General features: G+C 50.0%; 12 protein-coding genes. All 12 read right to left on the bottom strand.

Annotated elements, in window-relative coordinates:
- Window positions 1-17: 17 nt before the first annotated feature.
- Window positions 18-959: a helix-turn-helix domain-containing protein gene (locus B5G27_RS06280; protein ID WP_087178055.1), complete on the bottom strand. Its 942-nt coding sequence runs from the start codon at window positions 957-959 to the stop codon at window positions 18-20.
- Between the two features lie 110 nt (window positions 960-1,069).
- The gene (locus B5G27_RS06285) at window positions 1,070-1,600 is read right to left on the bottom strand and encodes a GNAT family N-acetyltransferase (RefSeq protein ID WP_087178056.1); all 531 of its coding nucleotides are present in this window, start codon (window positions 1,598-1,600) and stop codon (window positions 1,070-1,072) included.
- Complete coding sequence (locus tag B5G27_RS06290; RefSeq protein ID WP_162611203.1) at window positions 1,587-2,123, bottom strand: VanZ family protein; 537 nt, start codon at window positions 2,121-2,123, stop codon at window positions 1,587-1,589. Before B5G27_RS06290 ends, B5G27_RS06285 begins: the two co-directional genes overlap by 14 nt.
- Window positions 2,124-2,698: 575 nt before the next feature.
- Complete coding sequence (locus B5G27_RS06295) at window positions 2,699-3,211, bottom strand: S24/S26 family peptidase (protein ID WP_087178058.1); 513 nt, start codon at window positions 3,209-3,211, stop codon at window positions 2,699-2,701.
- Between the two features lie 3 nt (window positions 3,212-3,214).
- Window positions 3,215-4,360 (bottom strand): radical SAM protein, encoded by a 1,146-nt coding sequence (locus B5G27_RS06300; RefSeq protein WP_087178059.1) that lies wholly within the window; start codon window positions 4,358-4,360, stop codon window positions 3,215-3,217.
- A gap of 15 nt (window positions 4,361-4,375) precedes the next feature.
- The gene (locus tag B5G27_RS06305) at window positions 4,376-4,891 is read right to left on the bottom strand and encodes a hypothetical protein (RefSeq protein ID WP_143449652.1); all 516 of its coding nucleotides are present in this window, start codon (window positions 4,889-4,891) and stop codon (window positions 4,376-4,378) included.
- Between the two features lie 408 nt (window positions 4,892-5,299).
- Window positions 5,300-5,572, bottom strand: coding sequence for a hypothetical protein (locus B5G27_RS06310; protein ID WP_087178061.1), 273 nt, complete (start codon window positions 5,570-5,572; stop codon window positions 5,300-5,302).
- Between the two features lie 21 nt (window positions 5,573-5,593).
- The gene (locus tag B5G27_RS06315) at window positions 5,594-5,863 is read right to left on the bottom strand and encodes a PqqD family protein (protein WP_087178062.1); all 270 of its coding nucleotides are present in this window, start codon (window positions 5,861-5,863) and stop codon (window positions 5,594-5,596) included.
- A gap of 4 nt (window positions 5,864-5,867) precedes the next feature.
- Complete coding sequence (locus tag B5G27_RS06320; protein WP_143449653.1) at window positions 5,868-6,602, bottom strand: hypothetical protein; 735 nt, start codon at window positions 6,600-6,602, stop codon at window positions 5,868-5,870.
- Window positions 6,603-6,680: 78 nt separating this feature from the next.
- Window positions 6,681-16,862, bottom strand: a complete 10,182-nt coding sequence (locus tag B5G27_RS06325; protein ID WP_087178064.1) for a hypothetical protein — start codon at window positions 16,860-16,862, stop codon at window positions 6,681-6,683.
- Complete coding sequence (locus B5G27_RS06330; protein WP_087178065.1) at window positions 16,840-18,348, bottom strand: P-loop NTPase; 1,509 nt, start codon at window positions 18,346-18,348, stop codon at window positions 16,840-16,842. The genes B5G27_RS06325 and B5G27_RS06330 overlap by 23 nt, the downstream gene beginning before the upstream one ends.
- On the bottom strand, window positions 18,338-19,717 hold the full coding sequence (locus B5G27_RS06335) for a polysaccharide biosynthesis tyrosine autokinase (RefSeq protein ID WP_087178066.1): 1,380 nt from the start codon (window positions 19,715-19,717) through the stop codon (window positions 18,338-18,340). Before B5G27_RS06335 ends, B5G27_RS06330 begins: the two co-directional genes overlap by 11 nt.
- Between the last annotated feature and the right edge of the window lie 2 nt (window positions 19,718-19,719).

Raw genomic sequence — 19,719 nt, forward strand, 5'->3', positions numbered from 1 at the left:
AAAAAGCGCCCGCAAATTTAAAGATCCTCCATCAGCTTCTTCCAGCGGACATTCTCCTTCATAAACCCGAATGTGTCTTCATCTTTAAAACACCGGAGCAGGTTCTGCTTCATCTTTTCCGCCGTATCCGCTACTGTCTTTTCATCTTTTTCCACGATGGCAAGGTCAAGTCTTCCCGAAATCTCATAATATTCTCCCATCTCGAAAAGCCTCGCCAGCCCAGCCTGCTTTTCCACGTAATAGCGCGCTTTTTCCATGTCTTCATCCCGGACCGCAAGCATATACATGCTGTTGAAGATCATGCTGATCATCTGATAATCAGCAAGCAAAAGCTCTTCGTATGCTCTGTATGCCTCCTGCACACGCCCTGTTTTCCCGAAAACAAGCGCCTGCATCCGTTTTCTTTCCGGATTCTGCCGGGACATATATTCCAGACACTTTTCCGCCTCTTCGTACTGCTCTTTTCTCAGCCAGAGATTATATAACGACTCAGCAGCTTTATACCGGATATCTTCGTTTTTGCTTTCCAGCGCCCTGGTATAGCACTCCGTAATAAACAGGTCATATTGCTCCGGATCCTTCACTCCCCCGAAAATACGGTGTGCATCCAGCATCAATGCCAGCTGCCATGCCAACTGCTCGGAATTCGGGTATTTCTCCAGCATTTTTCTGATAAATGCAAATGCTTCTTCATAAGAATGATTTTTAAATTTTTCATCAGCTTCACTCATAATCTGCCTGATCTCTTCATCGGTCAGCTCTCCCTGAAAAGACAGCAGCGTATCCACCGAAATATCCAGCAGCCTTGCGATGGGCGCCAGAAGCATGATGTCGGGGTAAGAATTCCCGTTCTCCCATTTATTGACAGCCGGCGGTGTCACGCCCAGCCGCTTTGCCATTTCCTCCTGCGTCATGTTCCTTTCTTTTCTGTATTTCCGTATTGTTTCTCCAATCTGCATATACAGCGCCTCCTCTTTTAAAGATCACGCATCGGCCTTTGCTGATCTCAGCATAACAGACCGGGACACTTTTCACAATTGAGCAGGCATTATGTTGGCAGTATATAAAATTAACTATTGCTCATATCCAATACACAGCTCATCTCATGCCACTCTTCTCCGCCCCAGCCGGATCCGGAGATGCCGTGATCCCGAAACCCCATCTTCTCATACATCCCCACCTTGTTTCCCAGACAGGTCAGGATCAGCCTCTTCCTGCCGCGCCGGGCTTCCCGCTGTTTATACTGCCGCATGATCTCACTTGCCAGTCCCTGCCCGCGGTACTCCGGCCGCACATCCAGGCCAAGAAGCATAACGTTCTCCCCCTGAGGTTCATGCAGCCCTGCATCCGTAAAAAACTCATCTCGGAACACCTGCTCATCCGTGGCAAGGCCATTTAAAAATCCGGCGATCCTCCCTGTCTCTCTGTCTTCTGCCACAAGGAACAGATCCGATACTGCTGCTACTCTTTCATGCATCATCTTCTCCGTGCACGCCTCATTCGGCGGGAAGCAGACCTGTTCGATCTCTGCCGCCTGCCCCGCCTCTTCTGGCCGGATATCCCGGAATTCAAATTTCTCATTCAGTTCATTTACCGTCATTGTCCCATCTCCTCTGTACCAAAAACCGGATCCCTCCCAGTAACGCCAGTCCGGCTATCGCCCCCGCGCTGTCCAGCAGCACGTCTGAGACCTGCCCGCTGCGCCCCGGTACAAACAGCTGATGCATCTCGTCTGTCGCTGCATACGCCGTGGTTATCACCCAGGGGATCAATATCCCTCTGCTGATGGGCGTCCTCTTTTTGCTGCTGGTATCCGCTTTCTTTTTCTCATTCCCATTCCCCGTATCAGCGGCTCCCCCTGCGATATAAGCGCCCGCTGTCAGCAGTCCCAGCAGCGCATACTCCGATGCATGGGCTGCCTTTCTTATGGGGTAATCCACTTTTTCCGCAAATCGATCCTGCGCCTCTGCAGACTGCTCCTCAAAACCTGGTATAAAAAGCTCTCCGATCAGGAGCCCTATGCTTCTGCTGTCCTCTGATGATACCTCTGCCGGACGCGCGGAAAATGCAAATATCAAAACCATCCATAAAATCGTCAGTACCAAAAAAACTTTTCTTCTCACATTCATCCCTCTGCATATTTTCTCCGTCTCATTCAGTATAACTTTATACACAGGATTTGTATATCCCCTTTCCTAAAGCCCCTACCCTGCACCTATCCCCTACCTGCACCTATCCTGTTTATAAGCTATTTATAAGCTGATAAAGATTTTCCGCACCGCCGCGCTGCCTGCTGTTAACCATTTATCCAGCGTTTCTGTTTTTTAATTATTCATGTTACAACAATTTAATTTTCAGTTTTTTACAATTTTTATATATTTTTATCTGATTTTAGCTTGACATTTTCAGCTTCCCGAGGTATTATAAATACATCAAAAGAAAAGGAGGACGGACCACCAAAAACTTAATTTTAATCCTGAAAATATAGAAGAAAAGAGGTATAGTCCAATGGGATATTAATTTACAAACGGAAAACACTATTTGAAAAAATAGTTTCAGATAGATATCAATTTAATAAGGAGGGTAGGCCAATGGATGGAATAAGCTGAAAATCCACTGTACAGAAGGAAAGGTACAGTGGATTTTATTGTGTGTAAAAATAGAAAGAAACCGGCAGGCACGGAGTCTCCTTTAGAAATTATCTGCTGTCCTGTAAATTATCCGCTGTCCTGTCCGCAGTGATCCTGCGCACAAGCCGGTATACTGCCAGCGCCGCTCTGCGGGGGAAATATCTCCGGCACCACAGATGCCTGAAGAAAAGCACCCGCAGATCACGGTCCGTGAGCCATCTTCCCTGCCGCATGACCCTCGCTGCAAGGGCGCGGACCTGAGCACGCGCCACCGGTCCCTCCGTCATCTCCTGGGCATCACCCCGCATGAAATACACAGGTTCGTGGCCCCCGGGCCGGCTCCGCCTCACCGCCACGATACGATGAAGCACATACTGCCCGGACGACCTCCGGAAAAGAACGATATCCCCTCTCCGCAGCCGCTCCGGCACCGGAACCAGCAGCACACAGTCCCGGTTGTCCGCGAGAAACGGATTCATACTGCCGCCCCGGACAGGAACCGTCACCTCACGTCCCTCCGCGATAAGCGCACTGACAGCTTTCAGATACTCTTCCGTATCCACCTGATGTGCGTTCCTCATCCGTCACACCTCACTCCCGCGCTCCGCTTCCCTGCGGTAAATCTCCAGCATAGACGCAGACAGGTCACACACATACTGCGGCCTGTGGTCATAATGCCCGGTCTCGGTCTGGCACATAGCTGCACAGGCACGGCAAAGCTCTGCCCGGGCACACGAGCTGCACTCCACCGGCAGGCGGATCTGAGACGCTGCCCGGTGGGTCGCCTCCCACGCCGCAGCGAATCCCAGCTCCCGGACGTCCGCCTCCGGCTCCGAAGTCAGCCCGCAGATCTTCATCCTGCCGTCCCAGGTGATCCAGAAGGAACTCCGCCCTGCCTGACAGATGATCCCTTTTCCGCATTCCGGCTTCTCCCTCTGCGGGTCAGACAGGATCTCTTCCATGCGCTTCACATGCTCTGTCACCTTTACCGCACGCTCATGACGCTGCTCCGGAGTCAGAGCGATACACTCCTTCTCCACCATGTATCTGCCGGCCTCCGCCGCTGAAAAACGCGCCGCATTCTCCCCCTGCATCCCTTCATCACGGCGGACCGGCGGGAACATATAGGACGTCATCTCGAGGAGCGTCCCCTCCCGCCTGCTGAACTCGTAAACCGCCTGCATATCCTCACAGTTATACGGCGTAATCGTCATCGTCGTACGCACAGAAATGCCCAGAGCTTTCAGATCCTGTATGGCCTTTGCCACCCGATCCCGTCTCCGGACTCCGCAGAGCCGGCCGTAAGTCTCCTCGGAAGCCCCGTACATGGATACATTGATCCGCCCCGGCGGATACCGGCGGAACAGATCCAGGATCTCATCCGTCACCAGAGAACCGTTAGTATTGATCACAAGCCGGAAGCCCATCTGCGCCAGCGCCTCGTAGAGTTCCATAAAATCATCCCTGATCATGGCCTCTCCTCCGGTCAGGAGCAGGAAGAGGAGTCCCCCCTTCTTTGCCTCCTCTGCAATGGACAGCCACTCCTTCACACTCAGTTCGCCCTTCCGCAGGCTGTCCATATCTTCCATACCGTGAATATAACACATCTTACAGTTAAAGTTGCACCGGGACGTCAGCTCGAATGTCCCGGTGACCGGTATTTTCTGCGCGGCAGCCTTCGCTGTCAGATATCTGCTGACAGGGAACTCCCCCTGCTCCATATATTTCATCTTCAACCTCCTCGCTCATTGCGCCAGATCCAGCGCTGCTTCCAGATCGTCCACGGCAGACGCATCCGGGCGGCAGGCGTACAGATACACCGGCACTGACGATATGATCCCGATGAGCAGATCTGTCACTGTCCCCGTGTCTTCCCGGGACCACAGAGCCACACTGCACTCGGAAAACAGCATGGTAAATGCCTCCCGGGCGCCGAGCCTCCGGATCCTGTTTTCCGGTCCCTGCCGCAGGACGATAATCGCCCGGACAGGCATACTCCGGTTCTTCGTGATCCCCGACGTCCCGCAGAGCGGGATACCGTGGGCATATGGCTGCCCGCCGTCACAGGAAAGGACGCTGCGGTCGCCGTTGACTATCTCCGCGCCGGGCCGATGGACACGCCACAGCTCCGCCTGAGTGGACTTGCCCGTACCGGACGGCGCAGTGAAAAGAATGGCCTTCCCTTTATATGCAAGCAAAGAAGAGTGAAGGATCACTCTCCTGAAATCCGCGAGGATATGGGGAAGGCCACCCCAGACCAACAGGGAGCGAACCGTATGTTTTTTTCCTACATTTGAGCTGCATAACACCTCTGCTATGTGATTTTGTTTTTCAGACAATCGAATTTGTCTGCAGTATAACGTCTTCTTTCTAATCTCATCAACACTTTCTGCTATTGTATAATTCCCACAATAGCAGCATATGTTTTTTAACGATTGAAAAACACATTGTACTTCATCTTTAAAAATAAGTTTCCCGATAATTTCAGGAATACTGTCTGTTTCAAAAAACTGTATCTTTACATTTATATTACCTGAGCATGCCTGAAATAAGCTGGCAATTTTAGTATCTGTAATATACCAGTTCTCAGGAAACTGCAGACAAACATTCAACTCTGCACATTTTAGGTATAGAGATTGGAACATCATTTCTCGGTCCCCAGAGTTTTGTTACGACAACGATGATAACGGATAATTGCTTGCCGGTACATTGTAGCATTCAAATGTACTGTTTGCCTTGCATACTTCATTATTTAAAGAAAACTGAATTATAGTTCCCGGTCCCTCAGGATTCGGCATTGTAATAGCTGCATCCCAATAACCATCGCCTGGCCTCGGGTCCTCACACCCGTCGGTTGTCAACGTGTACTCGCACGAACTGATCGTGCTGTCTAATTCCAGATGTTCAAACAGTATCCTCGGTTTCTGATATGGCTTCTTCATTTTCCTTCCTCCTGCCCTTTTCTATTCAATCAGCATCCCTTCGCTTCTTATCCGCTGAAGGAATTCTTCAATGTCAGCTTTTGCTTCTTCCCGGACCGCCTCATATTCTTCACATAGCGCATCCAGCAGACTCTCCTTTGTCTGATCATCCTCCTGCAGCAGCTTCCACAGAAATACGCCTGTGTCATTCAGCGTGATCAGTCCTTTAAAATCCATCGCCGCGCTGCCTGTAGGAACGACGATATACTCGCCTGCGATCTCTCGCAGGATATAGTTTTCTGATATCTTCATGCTCTTACTCCTGATCATAAGTCACATACATGATCTGACTTGTATCCTTCATGTAGTGCAAAACTTCCTGTTCCTCAGCCTCTCCTGCTGCCATGCCGCCCGGGAACACCGCCCGGTATGTGATCCCGCCCTGGAAAATTCCGTCTTCCAGATTTTTGTAATATACACAGATATCACCGGCGATATCTTCCCCACTGATATTCTCGGCTTTGATCCAGTTATCCTGTCCGTAAAGAGTCAGCTGTTCCGGCAGAATAGAGCGTTCTTCCTGAAAGAATGCCAGATTCTCCGCATCGTACCTTGCGTCCTCCGCATCCTGCGGGTACGCTGCCGCCGAGCTTTCCAGCACTATCAGCTCCCCGCCGGCAGGAAGGACCGTAACCTCGAAGTTTCCTTCCGCTTCCGCTGTCGCCGCATGTATCTTCAGATACTCAATATCTTCATCTGAGGAATTCACGATTTTCAGGCTCCATATATCTTCCACCGCCGCATCGCTTCCATCCTCCCAGAAGGGACCTGTATATGGTTCGGAAGATACTATATAAATCCCGTTCCCGAGACTGCTTTCTCTGTTATCCTCGTCTGACCGTCTGCCCTGCTGCATCATAAATACTGCGATTATGATCACTGCGGCAAGTATGGCAATACCGATCATAATACCTGCCGTCAGACGGCTATTTATTATTCTTTTCTTTTTTGACTGTAGTTTTCTGTTATTCGGTTTCTTACTGTTCTTCATACTGTGTGTTCTTTGTAAACTGCTGCGCAGAATGCCGATCTGCGCAGCGGTTTACTGATCTGCTCTTATTTCTTTTTCTTATCTGCGTTTTCTGCGGTAATACACAGCCGCGGAAGCTGCGATGGCCGACAATGCCATCATAGCAAACAGAACTGCAAATCCTGCTGCTGCAACCATATCTCCGGTCTGTACCGCACTATATCCGCTCTTGTCCGGCGTCTTATCCGCAGGATCTCCGGCGCTATCTTCATTATTTCCGGGCGCCTGGCCAGCCGGCTTCTGCTGAGCGTTGTTATCTCCTGTTTCCGGGGTCGTCTGGCTGCCGCCTTCTTCTCCCTCTCCCGGGGTCGTCTGGCCGCCGCCTTCTTCTCCCTCTCCAGGAGTCGTCTGGCTGCCGCCTTCTTCTCCTTCTCCAGGAGTCGTCTGGCCGCCGCCTTCTTCTCCCTCTCCAGGAGTCGTCTGGCCGCCATCTTCTTCACTGCTGTCAGACTGATTGATGAAGTAGTATGCCGCCGGTATATTTTCCGGTGCAACCGATGCCATCAACGTAATAGAGTCCTGCGTATCCTCTGCCGCCATCACCTGCATGGTTCTGGCGCCGGCTTTTGCCATCCGGGCCTGAACATCATCCTGCCCCGGCATGGTTCCTTCCTCAGTACCTGGCTGATCTTCAACATCTTCCGTAGCTCCGGAAGTTCTTCCGGTCCACTGCAGATTGGTAAGAGAAAGGATCGCTGTATCTTCGTTTTCAGCAAGTTTACCATCCCCATAAAGCGTTTTAGGGTTGGCGATTACGATCGGGTACGCTGTCCGGTATGCCATATATGGATTTTCCCCATCTGCCTCTTCCCAGACGCAGTTGTCCGTGAACTCGTAATACATATCGTAGGACGTATTAATATCCCAGTTCTTCACCTTGTAGAAGCTCCAGCTCTTTGCCGCTTCAGGATCACCTTCCTGGACCGCAGTAGCGATAGCCAGTTTTGTATCCGTTCCCAGTGCGAGTTTCGCACCAAGCTGAACTTTATCCGGCTTCTCATTCGTCCAGAGATAGAACGATATCGCCTGTCCGGGCGCCAGATATACCTCATTTTTCGGTCCGAATGACTCATATGCGGAAATGTTACCCAACTCACCGTTTCCATCGACAAACACAGCGCCATTCGGGATCTGTCCGCCGACATTATCTGCATTCAGAAGGATCTGCCGCAGTTCCGTGTAATCCGGATGGTTCTCACCATCTGTCTGATACACATCTTCTATAACTTTGTAATCATTACCTTTCGGATCCGCCGGATCATAAATCCTGACTGCGTCTACATAGATATCATAATACTTATCATCATATTTGTCATACATGTCGTAATACATTGGAACAACTTCCACGTAATACTGACCGTATTCTTCCATCTCCTCTTTCAGGATCGGGATCTGATATAAAATGTCAGTAGAGCTCTCATCCGGCGTCCATATCAGCCTTCCAGTTTCCTTATCTCGAGTGCATGTGTATCCGTAATAAGTATCTACCGTGTGGTTCAGGATCCTCTCGCCTTCATTATTGGTACCTTTATATACGCGGATCGTCACGGCTCCCGTATCTCTGGACGTCAGACTGATCAGGTCAAATCCTGTTCCCTTGAACGTGAAAGTCGCCATCGGAGAGGTTCCGCCGTTCTGGTAGGTATTTACCGCGCTGACACGTACATAGTGGGAACTTCCGTTGCTGTAGGTATTGCAGTCCCTGTAGTGCGTGTCGTTTCCGTAAACATTATCGATCACTTCTTTGATCTCAGCTTCACCCGGGCGGTCCGTATCCTGAACGTCAGAGCCCGGAACCTTGCCATCAGTTACAATTGACCATTTGCCATGAGTTTTCCAGTTATCCTTATCATCCGTTAAGTTCGCAAGTTCATCTTCTTCCAGCTTCTCTGTACTATATCCACCATCTTTATAATGAATAGCTCCTGAGTTGTCCTCATAGTAGATAATCGTCGCCGGTACGACTGTTACCATACCGTACACGTACTGAGACTGTCCGTTGTTATCCGGCAGCTGTACCGCATACATGATCTGCTGACAGGAATCCATCTCCATCGTATCTGGTGTGAAACGGATTTCGTCTGCCGCGCCGTTTTCACCGGCTTTGATGTAAGCAGTTCCGTAAGTGCCTGCTGCCTCACCTTTAGTTTCAAATCCCGATGCCAGTTTGTCTGTCACCTTGCCAAGTAGTGTTTCATCCAGAATTACCCCCGGATCCTCCTGCGGCTGTCCTTCTTCCGGCTTCGTATCTTCGTTAATTGCTCCCGGCTGTCTTTCTGCAGCCACCGCAACAAGCTTTCCGCCGTTCTCAAGCGCCTTATCATTCGTCAGCACGTCAATGTCCACTGACAGGCCGTAGTCAATAACAACCGTATCTTCCCGGATCAGTTCAGTCGGAAGGTAGTTGATGATCTGGTGCGTGTAATCATCCACATCTTTGTAGATGGTAGCGTAGGTCTGATCACCACTGCTGTTTTTAATCGGCACTTCCGTTACTGTATAGTCGTACTTGTGAATTGTTCCATCAGCATCCGCATAATTGATCGGCGCATCCACGGAGGTCGTCCACACATCTTTATCAGAGCCCGCCATGGAAGCATCCATCTTAAATGATTCTGATGCTTCCTGATCCTCAGTTCCATCCTCTTTCGCTGCTTTTAATGTCACATTAATCTCAGACGGCTCAGACGGTCTGGTATTTCCGCTGTTTCCATCATCCACCCAGACTTTCTGGAATGTATGATCGCCTTCTGCGGCGCAGGGATCCTGCATCTCGCTTTCGATATCCTCAATGTCAGATTCATTTGCATAGGTCGGCGTTCCGAGCATCAGATCCGCCTGATCCCCGGATACATAAACATTAACCGGGAATCTGGCTATATTCTTTGCAGTTGTCTGGTAAGCGCCATTCCATACATCATTATGCTTATACATATTCTCATACTGCATATGCTGTACAGAATAATCATAGTACGAAATTCCGCCGATTTCTTTTTTGGCGCCGTTACTGCTGAGTACGTTGCTATTATTATAAATGTGCGTCAGCTTTCCATCGTCCCATTTGCGGTATACGTGGTAAGTGTTATTGGTTCCCTCGATATCTTTCAACTCAGTGTAATTTGACTTCAGACTGCTTGTTCCTGAGAACTCACCGATCTTTCCATCTGCCCCTTTAATGGTATCTGCCAGATCCATGATATTGTTTTCCAACAGTCCTTCATTATTATATCCGACAAAACCACCAGCATAGCCATCACCGCTGCCCTTCTCATCATTCGTTGCGCCGGCTCCGAAAACATCGTAACCAATAGAAGTACCTGTCACTGTAGAATCAACGACACGAGTACGGTTGGCTTTTATTAAGGAAATATTGATAACATCTTTAATTTCCTCAGCTGTAACCGAATCACCACTTGCCTGGATTGTAATTGAAGAATCACCAATATTAACCTGAATTACATTTCTCTTCTCATCTATAAGCTCCACAGAAACTTTAAGACCAAGAATTGTTGCCGATAATACACCGTTCTCATTCAGCACTTTAATATCAAGTACTTCTTCTCCAAGACTTATATGTATAATCCCATCATCCGGCAGCTTATCGGGCTGCAGTAATCCATTTACCAATGCAAGCAGAAGATCTACTAACGGCTGAAGCAGACCGCTGTTTACGCCTACCTGGATAAGATAAGCAAAACTTGTCTTGCCGATGAAACCTCCGGCTGTCTTATCACTTGCGACCTGTTTCAGTTCAGATGCATGATTGTTTTCCATCCTCGCCAGATCGCCATTACCTATGAAGCCTCCGGCAATCTCATCGTCACCATTACTGCTCTTAACAGTATAACCGCCTTTCATTCCGGTCACGGTCGAGTCTTTGATCGTAGAGCCGCAGACATCTGCGATTCCGGCGTTTGCACCGAGCAGATTTCCAAGTGCACCCTCTACTAATCCTACATCATCCAGATCTACCAGACCGCTCTTTCCACTATGTCCGATAAATCCGCCGCTGTAGTTTACTGCCTCAACCGCTTTCAGTTCATCCACACTGGAATTCAGGATTGTTCCGTTCAGAAGAGTTCCTGCAAATCCGCCGGCACTTCCGCTGTAAACAGTATAATCTCCTTCCTCCTGGTTTTCTTTTTGTATGCCTTCCTTTGCATTTACTATCAGTCCATAGGCTGTTGAACCTGTCACACTGGAATCATAGATATATGTCCTGAATGCATCCAGCACGTCCAGTGCGCCAAGCCCCAGAAGTTTTCCCAGTATGCTTGTTCCGCCAGCGGACACCTCTGCAACTGCAGACACATCGCCAAGTCCGACAAATCCGCCGGCATATTCCCCTCCGGTTACTCTTCTGACACCTTTAACAATTGCTCCGGCAGCAGAATCATGATTTCCCTCAATTCCCGGAGTATCAATGTCGCTGTCACCAATGACTGCGCCCTGAAGCATTCCGGCATATCCACCGACTGCTTTAGCATATTTCTCTGAGCCGTCAACCTTAGACAAGATTCCCTCAACTGTACCTTCCGACTTGTATGTCCCGTCTACAACATATCCTGCATCACTGTATGCTGTGACTTCTGAATATTCAACTCTTGAAATCGTAGCATTTAATAAACTTGCAAGATCGCCCGGTGTACCGATGATTGCCCCTAATAATTGCTCAAGCAGGCCATTCTGTGAAGAAGTATCCACCGTTGCGAGGCTTCCCGGAACAATCTGTCCTGCATAACCGCCGGCATATTCCCTGGCTTTTACAGATTTTATTCCATTAACAGCACACTTTGCATCCGCGGTTCCCATAATGGTTCCGCCCTGAACATAACCTGCATAACCACCGGCATTTCCCTGATGATCATTTTCCTGATCAGAATATCCTGTCGCCTCGATCTCAATACCTGAAGCATAGCCTCTTACCGATGAATTGTTGATCACCGGAACAAACGTTTGCAATACATCTAATCCCTGAGTAATTGGTACTCCTGCCACCTCAAGTCCTCCGACGCCGGCAAGACTTCCGATGGTCATTTCGCCTGCATAGCCGCCGGCGCTTCTCATCGCCTCAACGCGTTTCAGATCATATGCCTGACCGTTTGTAACAATACTTCCGGTCATTTTTCCGACATAACCGCCGGCAACACCGGCTCTCTTATCTGCATTGCTTTCAAGATCAGCTCTTCCGGCAGTCACTTCATAACCATAAATATATTTTTCAATATTCTGATCATACAGTGTTGCTCCGCCGTCATACAGATCTTTAAACTGGCTGCCGTATGCGCCGTTCTTTCCAACGCTCTCATACCAGGATCTGAACCTGTCATAAGAAAGATTTCTCAGCGGCCCTGTTACACTTGTATCCGTCTGTGTAGCGTATACAGCCTGCAGCCCCTGCAGCGGATTATCAAGTTTGATCAATCCGAACAAGAGACTGATTGATCCGGTATCTACAAGGTTGGCATTCTGAAGATATCCGGTATATCCGCCTGCATACTCATATCCGTATACAGAACGGATACGGTCAGCTGATGCGATAATACCATTCTGACCTTCAATCTCTCCGCCATTGTTGTAACCGACATAACCGCCGGCAACTCCCTTGAGATCAATCCCTCCGGCATCATTTTCTTCGGACTCCGCTTCCGCACGGACTACGCCGCCACAAGGCACTGCATCCGTACTGGATGAATGGATCCTCGGGATAAAGGAGTTCAATATACTTGCAAGATTCTCGACGCTTGCAATTCCGCCAAGGACATTTACATCACCGATCACTTCCGCGACACTGCCCGGCTCCATGTTCCCGACAAAACCGCCGGCCGTTTCCTGACCGATAATATACGCAAAGTTATGCGAATTACTATTTTCAATTAATGAGCCGTCCACGGATCCGGCATAACCGCCCGCATGTCCGATTGCTTTTCCGGATTCTTTGCCGTCAGCCAGCACTGAAAATCCGCCCGCATCCCCGGTCACATCAGAATCTGTTATGTTGCTCGAAACTACATCCAATACATCCAGCGCTTCCTGCAGATTCAGGACTTTATCAAGAACCCCGAGTCCATTTCCAACCGCTGCCGCGTTACCAATGTCAAGTTTTCCGACAAAACCGCCGGCATATTGAGGCGCCTTAACCGCATACTTGGAATCCTCAGCAAAATACGCGCTTCCATCCTGCTGCTGCAGATCTTCCGGCTCCTGTACATTCGTGTGGCGAAGTTTATTCACATCGCACCCGCTGATCTGTACTCCACTGCCAAATCCGAGATAACCGCCCGCGCTTCCCGAATTAGATTCAAACTGCTTCAGGCTGCTTTCTGTGTCGGCAGCAGTCTCCTCGCCCGCAGTTTCTATTTTCCCGTCAGATACAACGGTTAAACCTTTATCCGAAGAAACCCCCGCATTCTTAATGACCGGAATATACACATTAAGAACAGATACAAGATCTCCAACATTAACGTTTGCTCCCAACAGATCAATTCCACCTCGGGAAGCCGCCAGACCTCCGGATGTTGCTATTCCGGCAAAGCCGCCGGCATAATATTTTCCGCGCACATTACATATCTTCTGTACCGCTATATTATCTTTTTGAGAATTATCGATCGTTCCACTTTCAAGCTTGCCCGCAAAACCACCGGCGCATGCCGCTTCTACCTGATAATTCTCTGTATCTTCCGCGTAAACGACATCGCAGTCTGTATATTTCGGTATAAGGTACGGTACAGCTGTAAGCAGGTCAGTAATACTAATTAATGTTGTTTCCGGCAGAACCGTTTCTTCATTATTGTCATCAGCAAGATCTGCCAGCCCATCTGTCTGTGAAATACCGACAAAGCCGCCGGCATACCCGTTTTCTTCGTCCTTTGTTGACACTTTTTTCAGACCGTTAACTGTTGATCCTGATATAATCGCACTTCCGCCATCAGCAACAAAGCCGCCGGCTCTGTGAATCATATTGCCGTCAGTTTCACCTGTGGACGAAACGGTAAATCCGCCATCCATTCCGGAGACAGAAGAATCTGATATATTTACCTGAATTACACCTGCAACTGATAAAAGAGAATTAATTTTAATCAATCCCAGGATATTCAGACCGCCGGCACTGACAAGATTGCCGACTCCGGCTTTACTTACAAATCCTGCCGCATCATTAGGAGATGTGATCTCTTTTACATTTTCAACTTTAACATTCTTTAAATTCGTGCCTATAGCCGCGCCAACTGCTCCTGCAGCCACCCCTTTTTCATTCTGAACAGTCATTCCTGCAGAATTTCCACGGATGACAACCCCATCCGCTTCAACCGGAACAACATTTGCAGCGCCTACCAATGTAGAATCAAGGATTCCGGCCATGCTCGCCGTAGCTGCATATCCGATGAAACCGCCGGCATACCCCTCCTTGCCTCTAACAACACTGATATTTGTTGCACTGCATGGGATATCCTCTCCATTATATGACACTTTATTATCTTTAACAGGATCAAGTTTCGACAAAGTATCCTGACTGGAGGTGCCAAACTTCGCACCATCTGCTCTTCCTGCAAAGCCACCCACATAATCTTTTCCTGTTATTTCTGCCCCTGTAAGACCGGATGCCTCACATCCATAAATATGTGCCGGGCTGACACCAACAAGCGAGAGAAGATCATCTTTTCCAGATTCTACACCGGCCAGCACATCTTTCAGTAATTCAAGGACATCGTCCAATATACTGACTTTTGTAACTCCGGTATATTCCTCGTTCAAAGTTATTGAAGCTCCGGGTGACGTATACCCCGTAAAACCTCCCACATAGTTGCCCGATGAAGAAACTTTTCCCAGATTTTCAATTGCACAGCGAATCACATAACTACTTGCAATGTATCCTGAAAATCCTCCTGTATATGCTGCTGTTGTCTGTTCTTTGTCAGAACCAGAAACGGTAATCTTTCCCGTTCCGCTCACTTTTACATCAGAAACTATCGACTGACTGAAAACAGCTTCAAATAAATCAATATCGAGTTGATCAAGCAGCCCCTTCACTTCCGTATTCGCGATACTGCCTGCAAATCCGCCTGCAAATTTATTTCCCGTTACTGTTAAGTCAGTATTCTGAGTCATTGTAACATTCTGGATAAAACCGCCTTCAATTCTTCCGGCAAACCCACCGTTAAAACTTGTGTTGGCTGAACCAATATCCTGTTTAACATTTGTTAAATGACAATCCTTTATAACAGGCGCAGCAAATCCAACCGGGATTAACTGATCTAAATCTAAAATCCCACCATTGAGTAACACATCAACTATATTACCAAGCCCTAAAAACGGAAGACCATTTAAAATTTTTGCCAGAAGATCTGTAAGCTCTCCTACTCCTGTCAATGTATACAGCGTCTTCCCCTGAACATCTCCTACAAAGCCGCCGGTTCTGTCCGCCACATTATTAACTGTGGCATTTTCTACAGAACATTTCGAAATTTCTACCTGACCTGATATAGCGCCTGCGAAACTCCCTGCCGCAAACATAGACGGATTCGCATCCATTCCATTCAAAAGCATATCTGAAAGATCCCCTACGGAATCAATACCAAATAAACCTAAAATCAAATCCAAAACCCATGCGAGGCCACCCACAATCCCATCGAGAAGTCCGACATCATGTTTAACTTCCGTACTTTCATTTTTAATAATAACATTCTTCAGATCAAGCCCCGTAACCGTTACCAGTCCCTTACTCATGAGAATATTACCATCTTCTCCCGGCAAGCTTCCGATCGTACCAAAAAATCCTGCGCCCTGTGGATCTTTTTCCAGATCGATTTCTCCTGATTTATTCACTGTAATATTAGAAATCTCAACGGGATCGATAGCCGACTTGTCAATCACTCCTGTTTCCACATCGATTCCGGCCATATTTACAGAGCCGATCATATTACCGGAGAACATGAGCGGTTCCCAGGGAGTGTCTTCGCCATCAGAATTTTCTCCAGTCGCTAACAAATCTATATTGCGGAAAATAATATAATTTTCATCATTGTCATATGTATGACCAGAATTTTCAATATCAAGATTTGGATCTGGCTCACCTGTTTTCTGATTTACTCCACAGCGCCCATGCGCATTTCCTTTGTGATCACTCAGTTGAGAACTCGCTTTCTCTATTGCTTGAAAATCATATGTTTTATTACCATTTTGTTCCTGTGTAAGATCGGCATCACCTCCATATAGCATAATATATTCGCCATTATGAGTATCCATATGCCATCCAACACCCAAATAAGCTTGATAGACTGCAGAATACACATGCTTTCCTGTTCCAATTGCTCTCAGCTGATCCTCATTTCCAATCAGGATATACTCTGTCCCGTCATCTGCAGTAAAAATAACCTGCCCCTGGAATTTACGTCCGTCATTCTCTGTATCCAGCACCTCTGCCGCCTTCAGCTCCGGCATCTCCGACGTAAAATCGGTTGTCAGCACATAATTATGCGCATCCGTATACTCCAGCTGTGTCTCCTCTGCCTCATCCGCGAACACGATCTGCCCCATGCCGAATTCTTCCGCGATCATATCGTTGGACATGACGGTCTTCAGCGCTTCCGGATCGTTGGCTGTTCCCAGCTGGTAATTATTGTAGATATAGATCGTATCCGTCTCTGCGTCATACAGCGGAGATCCCGCGTTCCCGCCGGTTCCGGTGAAGCTTCCCGCGAATCCCGCCGGCAGCTGCCAGAGATCGCTGCTGTCCAGGCTGATCTCATTCATCAGCATATAAGCCGCATCGTTCCCGTATACGACCGCGCTGCCGTTTTCGTCTGTGACAGCGTCTCCGGTTCCGAATGTATCGGCGGAGTCATCCCCGGAGTACACCTGCGCCCCGGTTCCTACAGCTTCCAGCTGCTCAAGGTTGTAGATGCGGATCAGGCCGCTGTCGTATACATTCTGCTCCGCAGGCACATTCTCCTGCTCTTTGGTTTCCGTATCTCCGGCGCTGCCTGATGTGTCCGCAGCGTCTCCGGATTCTTCTCCGGGTTCCTCGTTCCCATCGGTATTTCCGGTGTTTCCGTTTGCGTCATCTGTATACAGCGTCACGGTCTGCGGATCGTCCACGCCGGTTTCCCCGATGTCTTCTGCCTGCACACTGACCGGACCGACGCTGGTATTGAGCATCGCTATAACGAGAGCCATTGCTACCAGCCGTTTCCAGGCGTGTTTACAGATTCTTTTCAGTCTCATCACTTTTTTCTCCCTTCCTTTTTTTTACTTTATCTGAATCTCTGTCTTTGGATTTTTCTCCCCGGCTGCCGTAACCGTAGCGTTTTCGGTAGCCGTATCCATATCTGTACTTATATCCGTAGCTGTATCCGTAACCGTAACCATAACCGTACCGGGATACATGGATCTTGCTCCCGTTCATGACGCCGCCCAGCACAGCGGGTGCGGACTCATTCAGCATTTCCATGGCGTCTACCAGTTTTCCCACAGAGAGATGGTCCTCCCTCAGGACGAATATGGCAGCGTCCACAAGCTTTGCCAGGGTCTGTCCGTCTGCGTAGGACAAAAGCGGCGGGCTGTCGATGACCAGGAAATCATACCGTTCCTTCATACCTTCCAGGAAACGCCGGATCATGGGGCTTCCCAGTATCTTCGCCGCCCTGTCGGCAGGCTCCTGTATCCCGTATACAGTCAGCCGTCCGGACAGTGCGGTCCGCTCTGCGAGGAACGCAGTGCCTTCCACCTGCATGACATTCTGCAGTTCTGTATCCTTTTTGATTGGGATCCTCTTCAGCTGGGCGGGCTTCCGCAGGTTCAGGTCGACCAGTGCGGTCTTCCATCCCCGGTATGCCAGGGACAGCGCCAGATTCGCCGCCGCAGTGGACACGCCCTCTCCCTCTGACGCGCCGGCCAGCAGATAGGTGCATGTGCCGGACCGTTCTTTTTCTTTCTCCAGTCTCCGCCGGACCGCCGCCACCGCTTCCTTCATCTCGAAGTTGCGGGAACTGTCCCTGGTGATCATCGGCGTGGCTGTACCTTTCTTCCGCTCTGCCGCTTTTACGTACGGCAGGGTGCCCAGGCACCCGGTCCTGAGGGATTCCCTGATCTCTTCTTCTTCGGTAATGGTCCGTCGGAAGAACGCATACGCGCCGGCCAGTACGGCATAGGCCATAAGCACGCCCCCGCACGCCCAGGTTTCCGCTCTCAGGTAATCCGGCGTATTGCAGACAGACGCCGCCTCCGGGCTCTCGATCATTTCCAGGCTGATCTCCATCAGCGCCGCCCGGAATACCCGGGCGTAATTATCCAGGAATACCTGCACGACCTTTTCCGCCGCTTCCGGATCTTCACTCTGTGCCGCCACGGTGAAGAGGTTCGTCGTCCCCACCCGGCTCGCCACGATACTGGCAGGCAGTGTCTCTGTCCCCAGGTCCGCCTTCATGGCATCCTGCATCACATCGCTGTACAGGATGGATTCGAAGGATACGGACAGTTCGTCTGCCGCGTCCTTATTATACAGATAGTTTTCTTCTCCGTTCATCTCTTTCGTCACCGCGAAGGTGGCCCTGGATTCGTACAGCGGTGTATAGGACAGCCGGATAAATGCCGCTGTCCCGCACGCGGTAAGGAGCAGCACCGGCAGCGCGGCCTTCCAGGTCCGGAGCAGGAACTGGAAGATCTTACGGACCAGGTCGTAGAGGTCGATAGTATCATAGTTATGTTCCATACCGCACCTCCCCTGTTCGGTCCGCCTGTGTCCGTCTCCTCAGTTCCGGCATAGTGCGGTTGAGCACGCAGCCCATCACCGGGGTGTCCTGAGCCAGATAACGGTCGATGGTGCGGCTGAGCAGAGGCACCGGCGTATAGTCCTGCCGGATCACCAGCAGCACTGCGTCGGAGTATCCGGCAATGATCAGCGCATCGCCCATCAGCCCCGCCGGCGGGGTATCGATGAAGACGTAATCATAGCGTTCACGGCATTCCGCGACCAGCTCCCGCATCCGGTCCTGCTCCAGCAGTTCGCTGCTGTTCTCCAGGGCCCTGCAGGTTATGAGGAAGTCCACGCCGGACCTGCTGTGGGTGTGCACGGCGCTCTTAAGGTCCGCTTTGTCCCGGAGGACCTCCTCCAGGCCTTCCGCCGTCTCCAGGTCCATGATCTTCCCCACGGCCGGCTTCCCCATATCGCCGTCGATCACCAGGACCTTCTGCTTCCGCTGCGCCAGCGCGATGGCCAGGTTCACTGCCACGGAGGTCTTGCCCTCGTTCTCCATCGTACTGTTCACAGTGATCACCTTATAATTATGCTTCCGGGCCGACGCCTCGAACCGGTCCCGGAGCCTTCGGAATGTCTCTACAAAATTCAGGCTGGATGTGATCTGTGTGATCAGCAGCGCCTTTTTAATATGAACCCCGCTGCTCCGCAGGATCACTTTTGATTCGCTTGGGATGCTACCCAGCAGCCGGATCTGCAGCCGGCTTTTCACAGTATTCCTGTCCTTCACTGTATCCCGCAGCCATACGTTGGCAGCCAGCAGGACGATGACCGCGCAGGCGCCCGCAGCGCCGAAGAGCAGCATATTCCGGCCATGCCGTACCTGGTTGGAAGGCTGCAGGGGCACGCTCATCTTCTCCAGGATGTCCATCCTCATGCTGCCGATGACCAGATCCGTCATCTCGCGGTAGCGGTCCATCATGGCATACATCATCAGGTACGATGTGCGCGGAGATTCCGCCGATGCCGCGATGGTCACGATATTTGTCCCCGGCGTTTCCTCTGCGCTGTATGTCCCGCGCAGTTCATTTATATCCAGATCTTCACGTATCTTATCAAGGAATACATTACTGTTAAGAATGTACTGGAATGCCTCCGCGATCTCCGACTCCTCGCTCCCATCCGCGCCGTATTCCGGCATGTGCATGGCAAAGGATGCTTCCGTCCTGTACTGCGGCACATAGAACAGCGTAAGGAACAGATCCCCCGCAGCAGCAGCGGCAGCGGCGGCCAGGCAGATCAGATGCCATCGCAGCGCCACGCTGCGGACGATATTATAGACCTGCTGTTTCCAGTCCTGACTCCCTGTCTCTTTCTTTTCCATCT

The sequence above is a fragment of the Lachnoclostridium sp. An76 genome (assembly GCF_002161355.1).
In the GTDB taxonomy this organism is placed as follows: Bacteria; Bacillota; Clostridia; order Lachnospirales; family Lachnospiraceae; genus Mediterraneibacter; species Mediterraneibacter caccavium.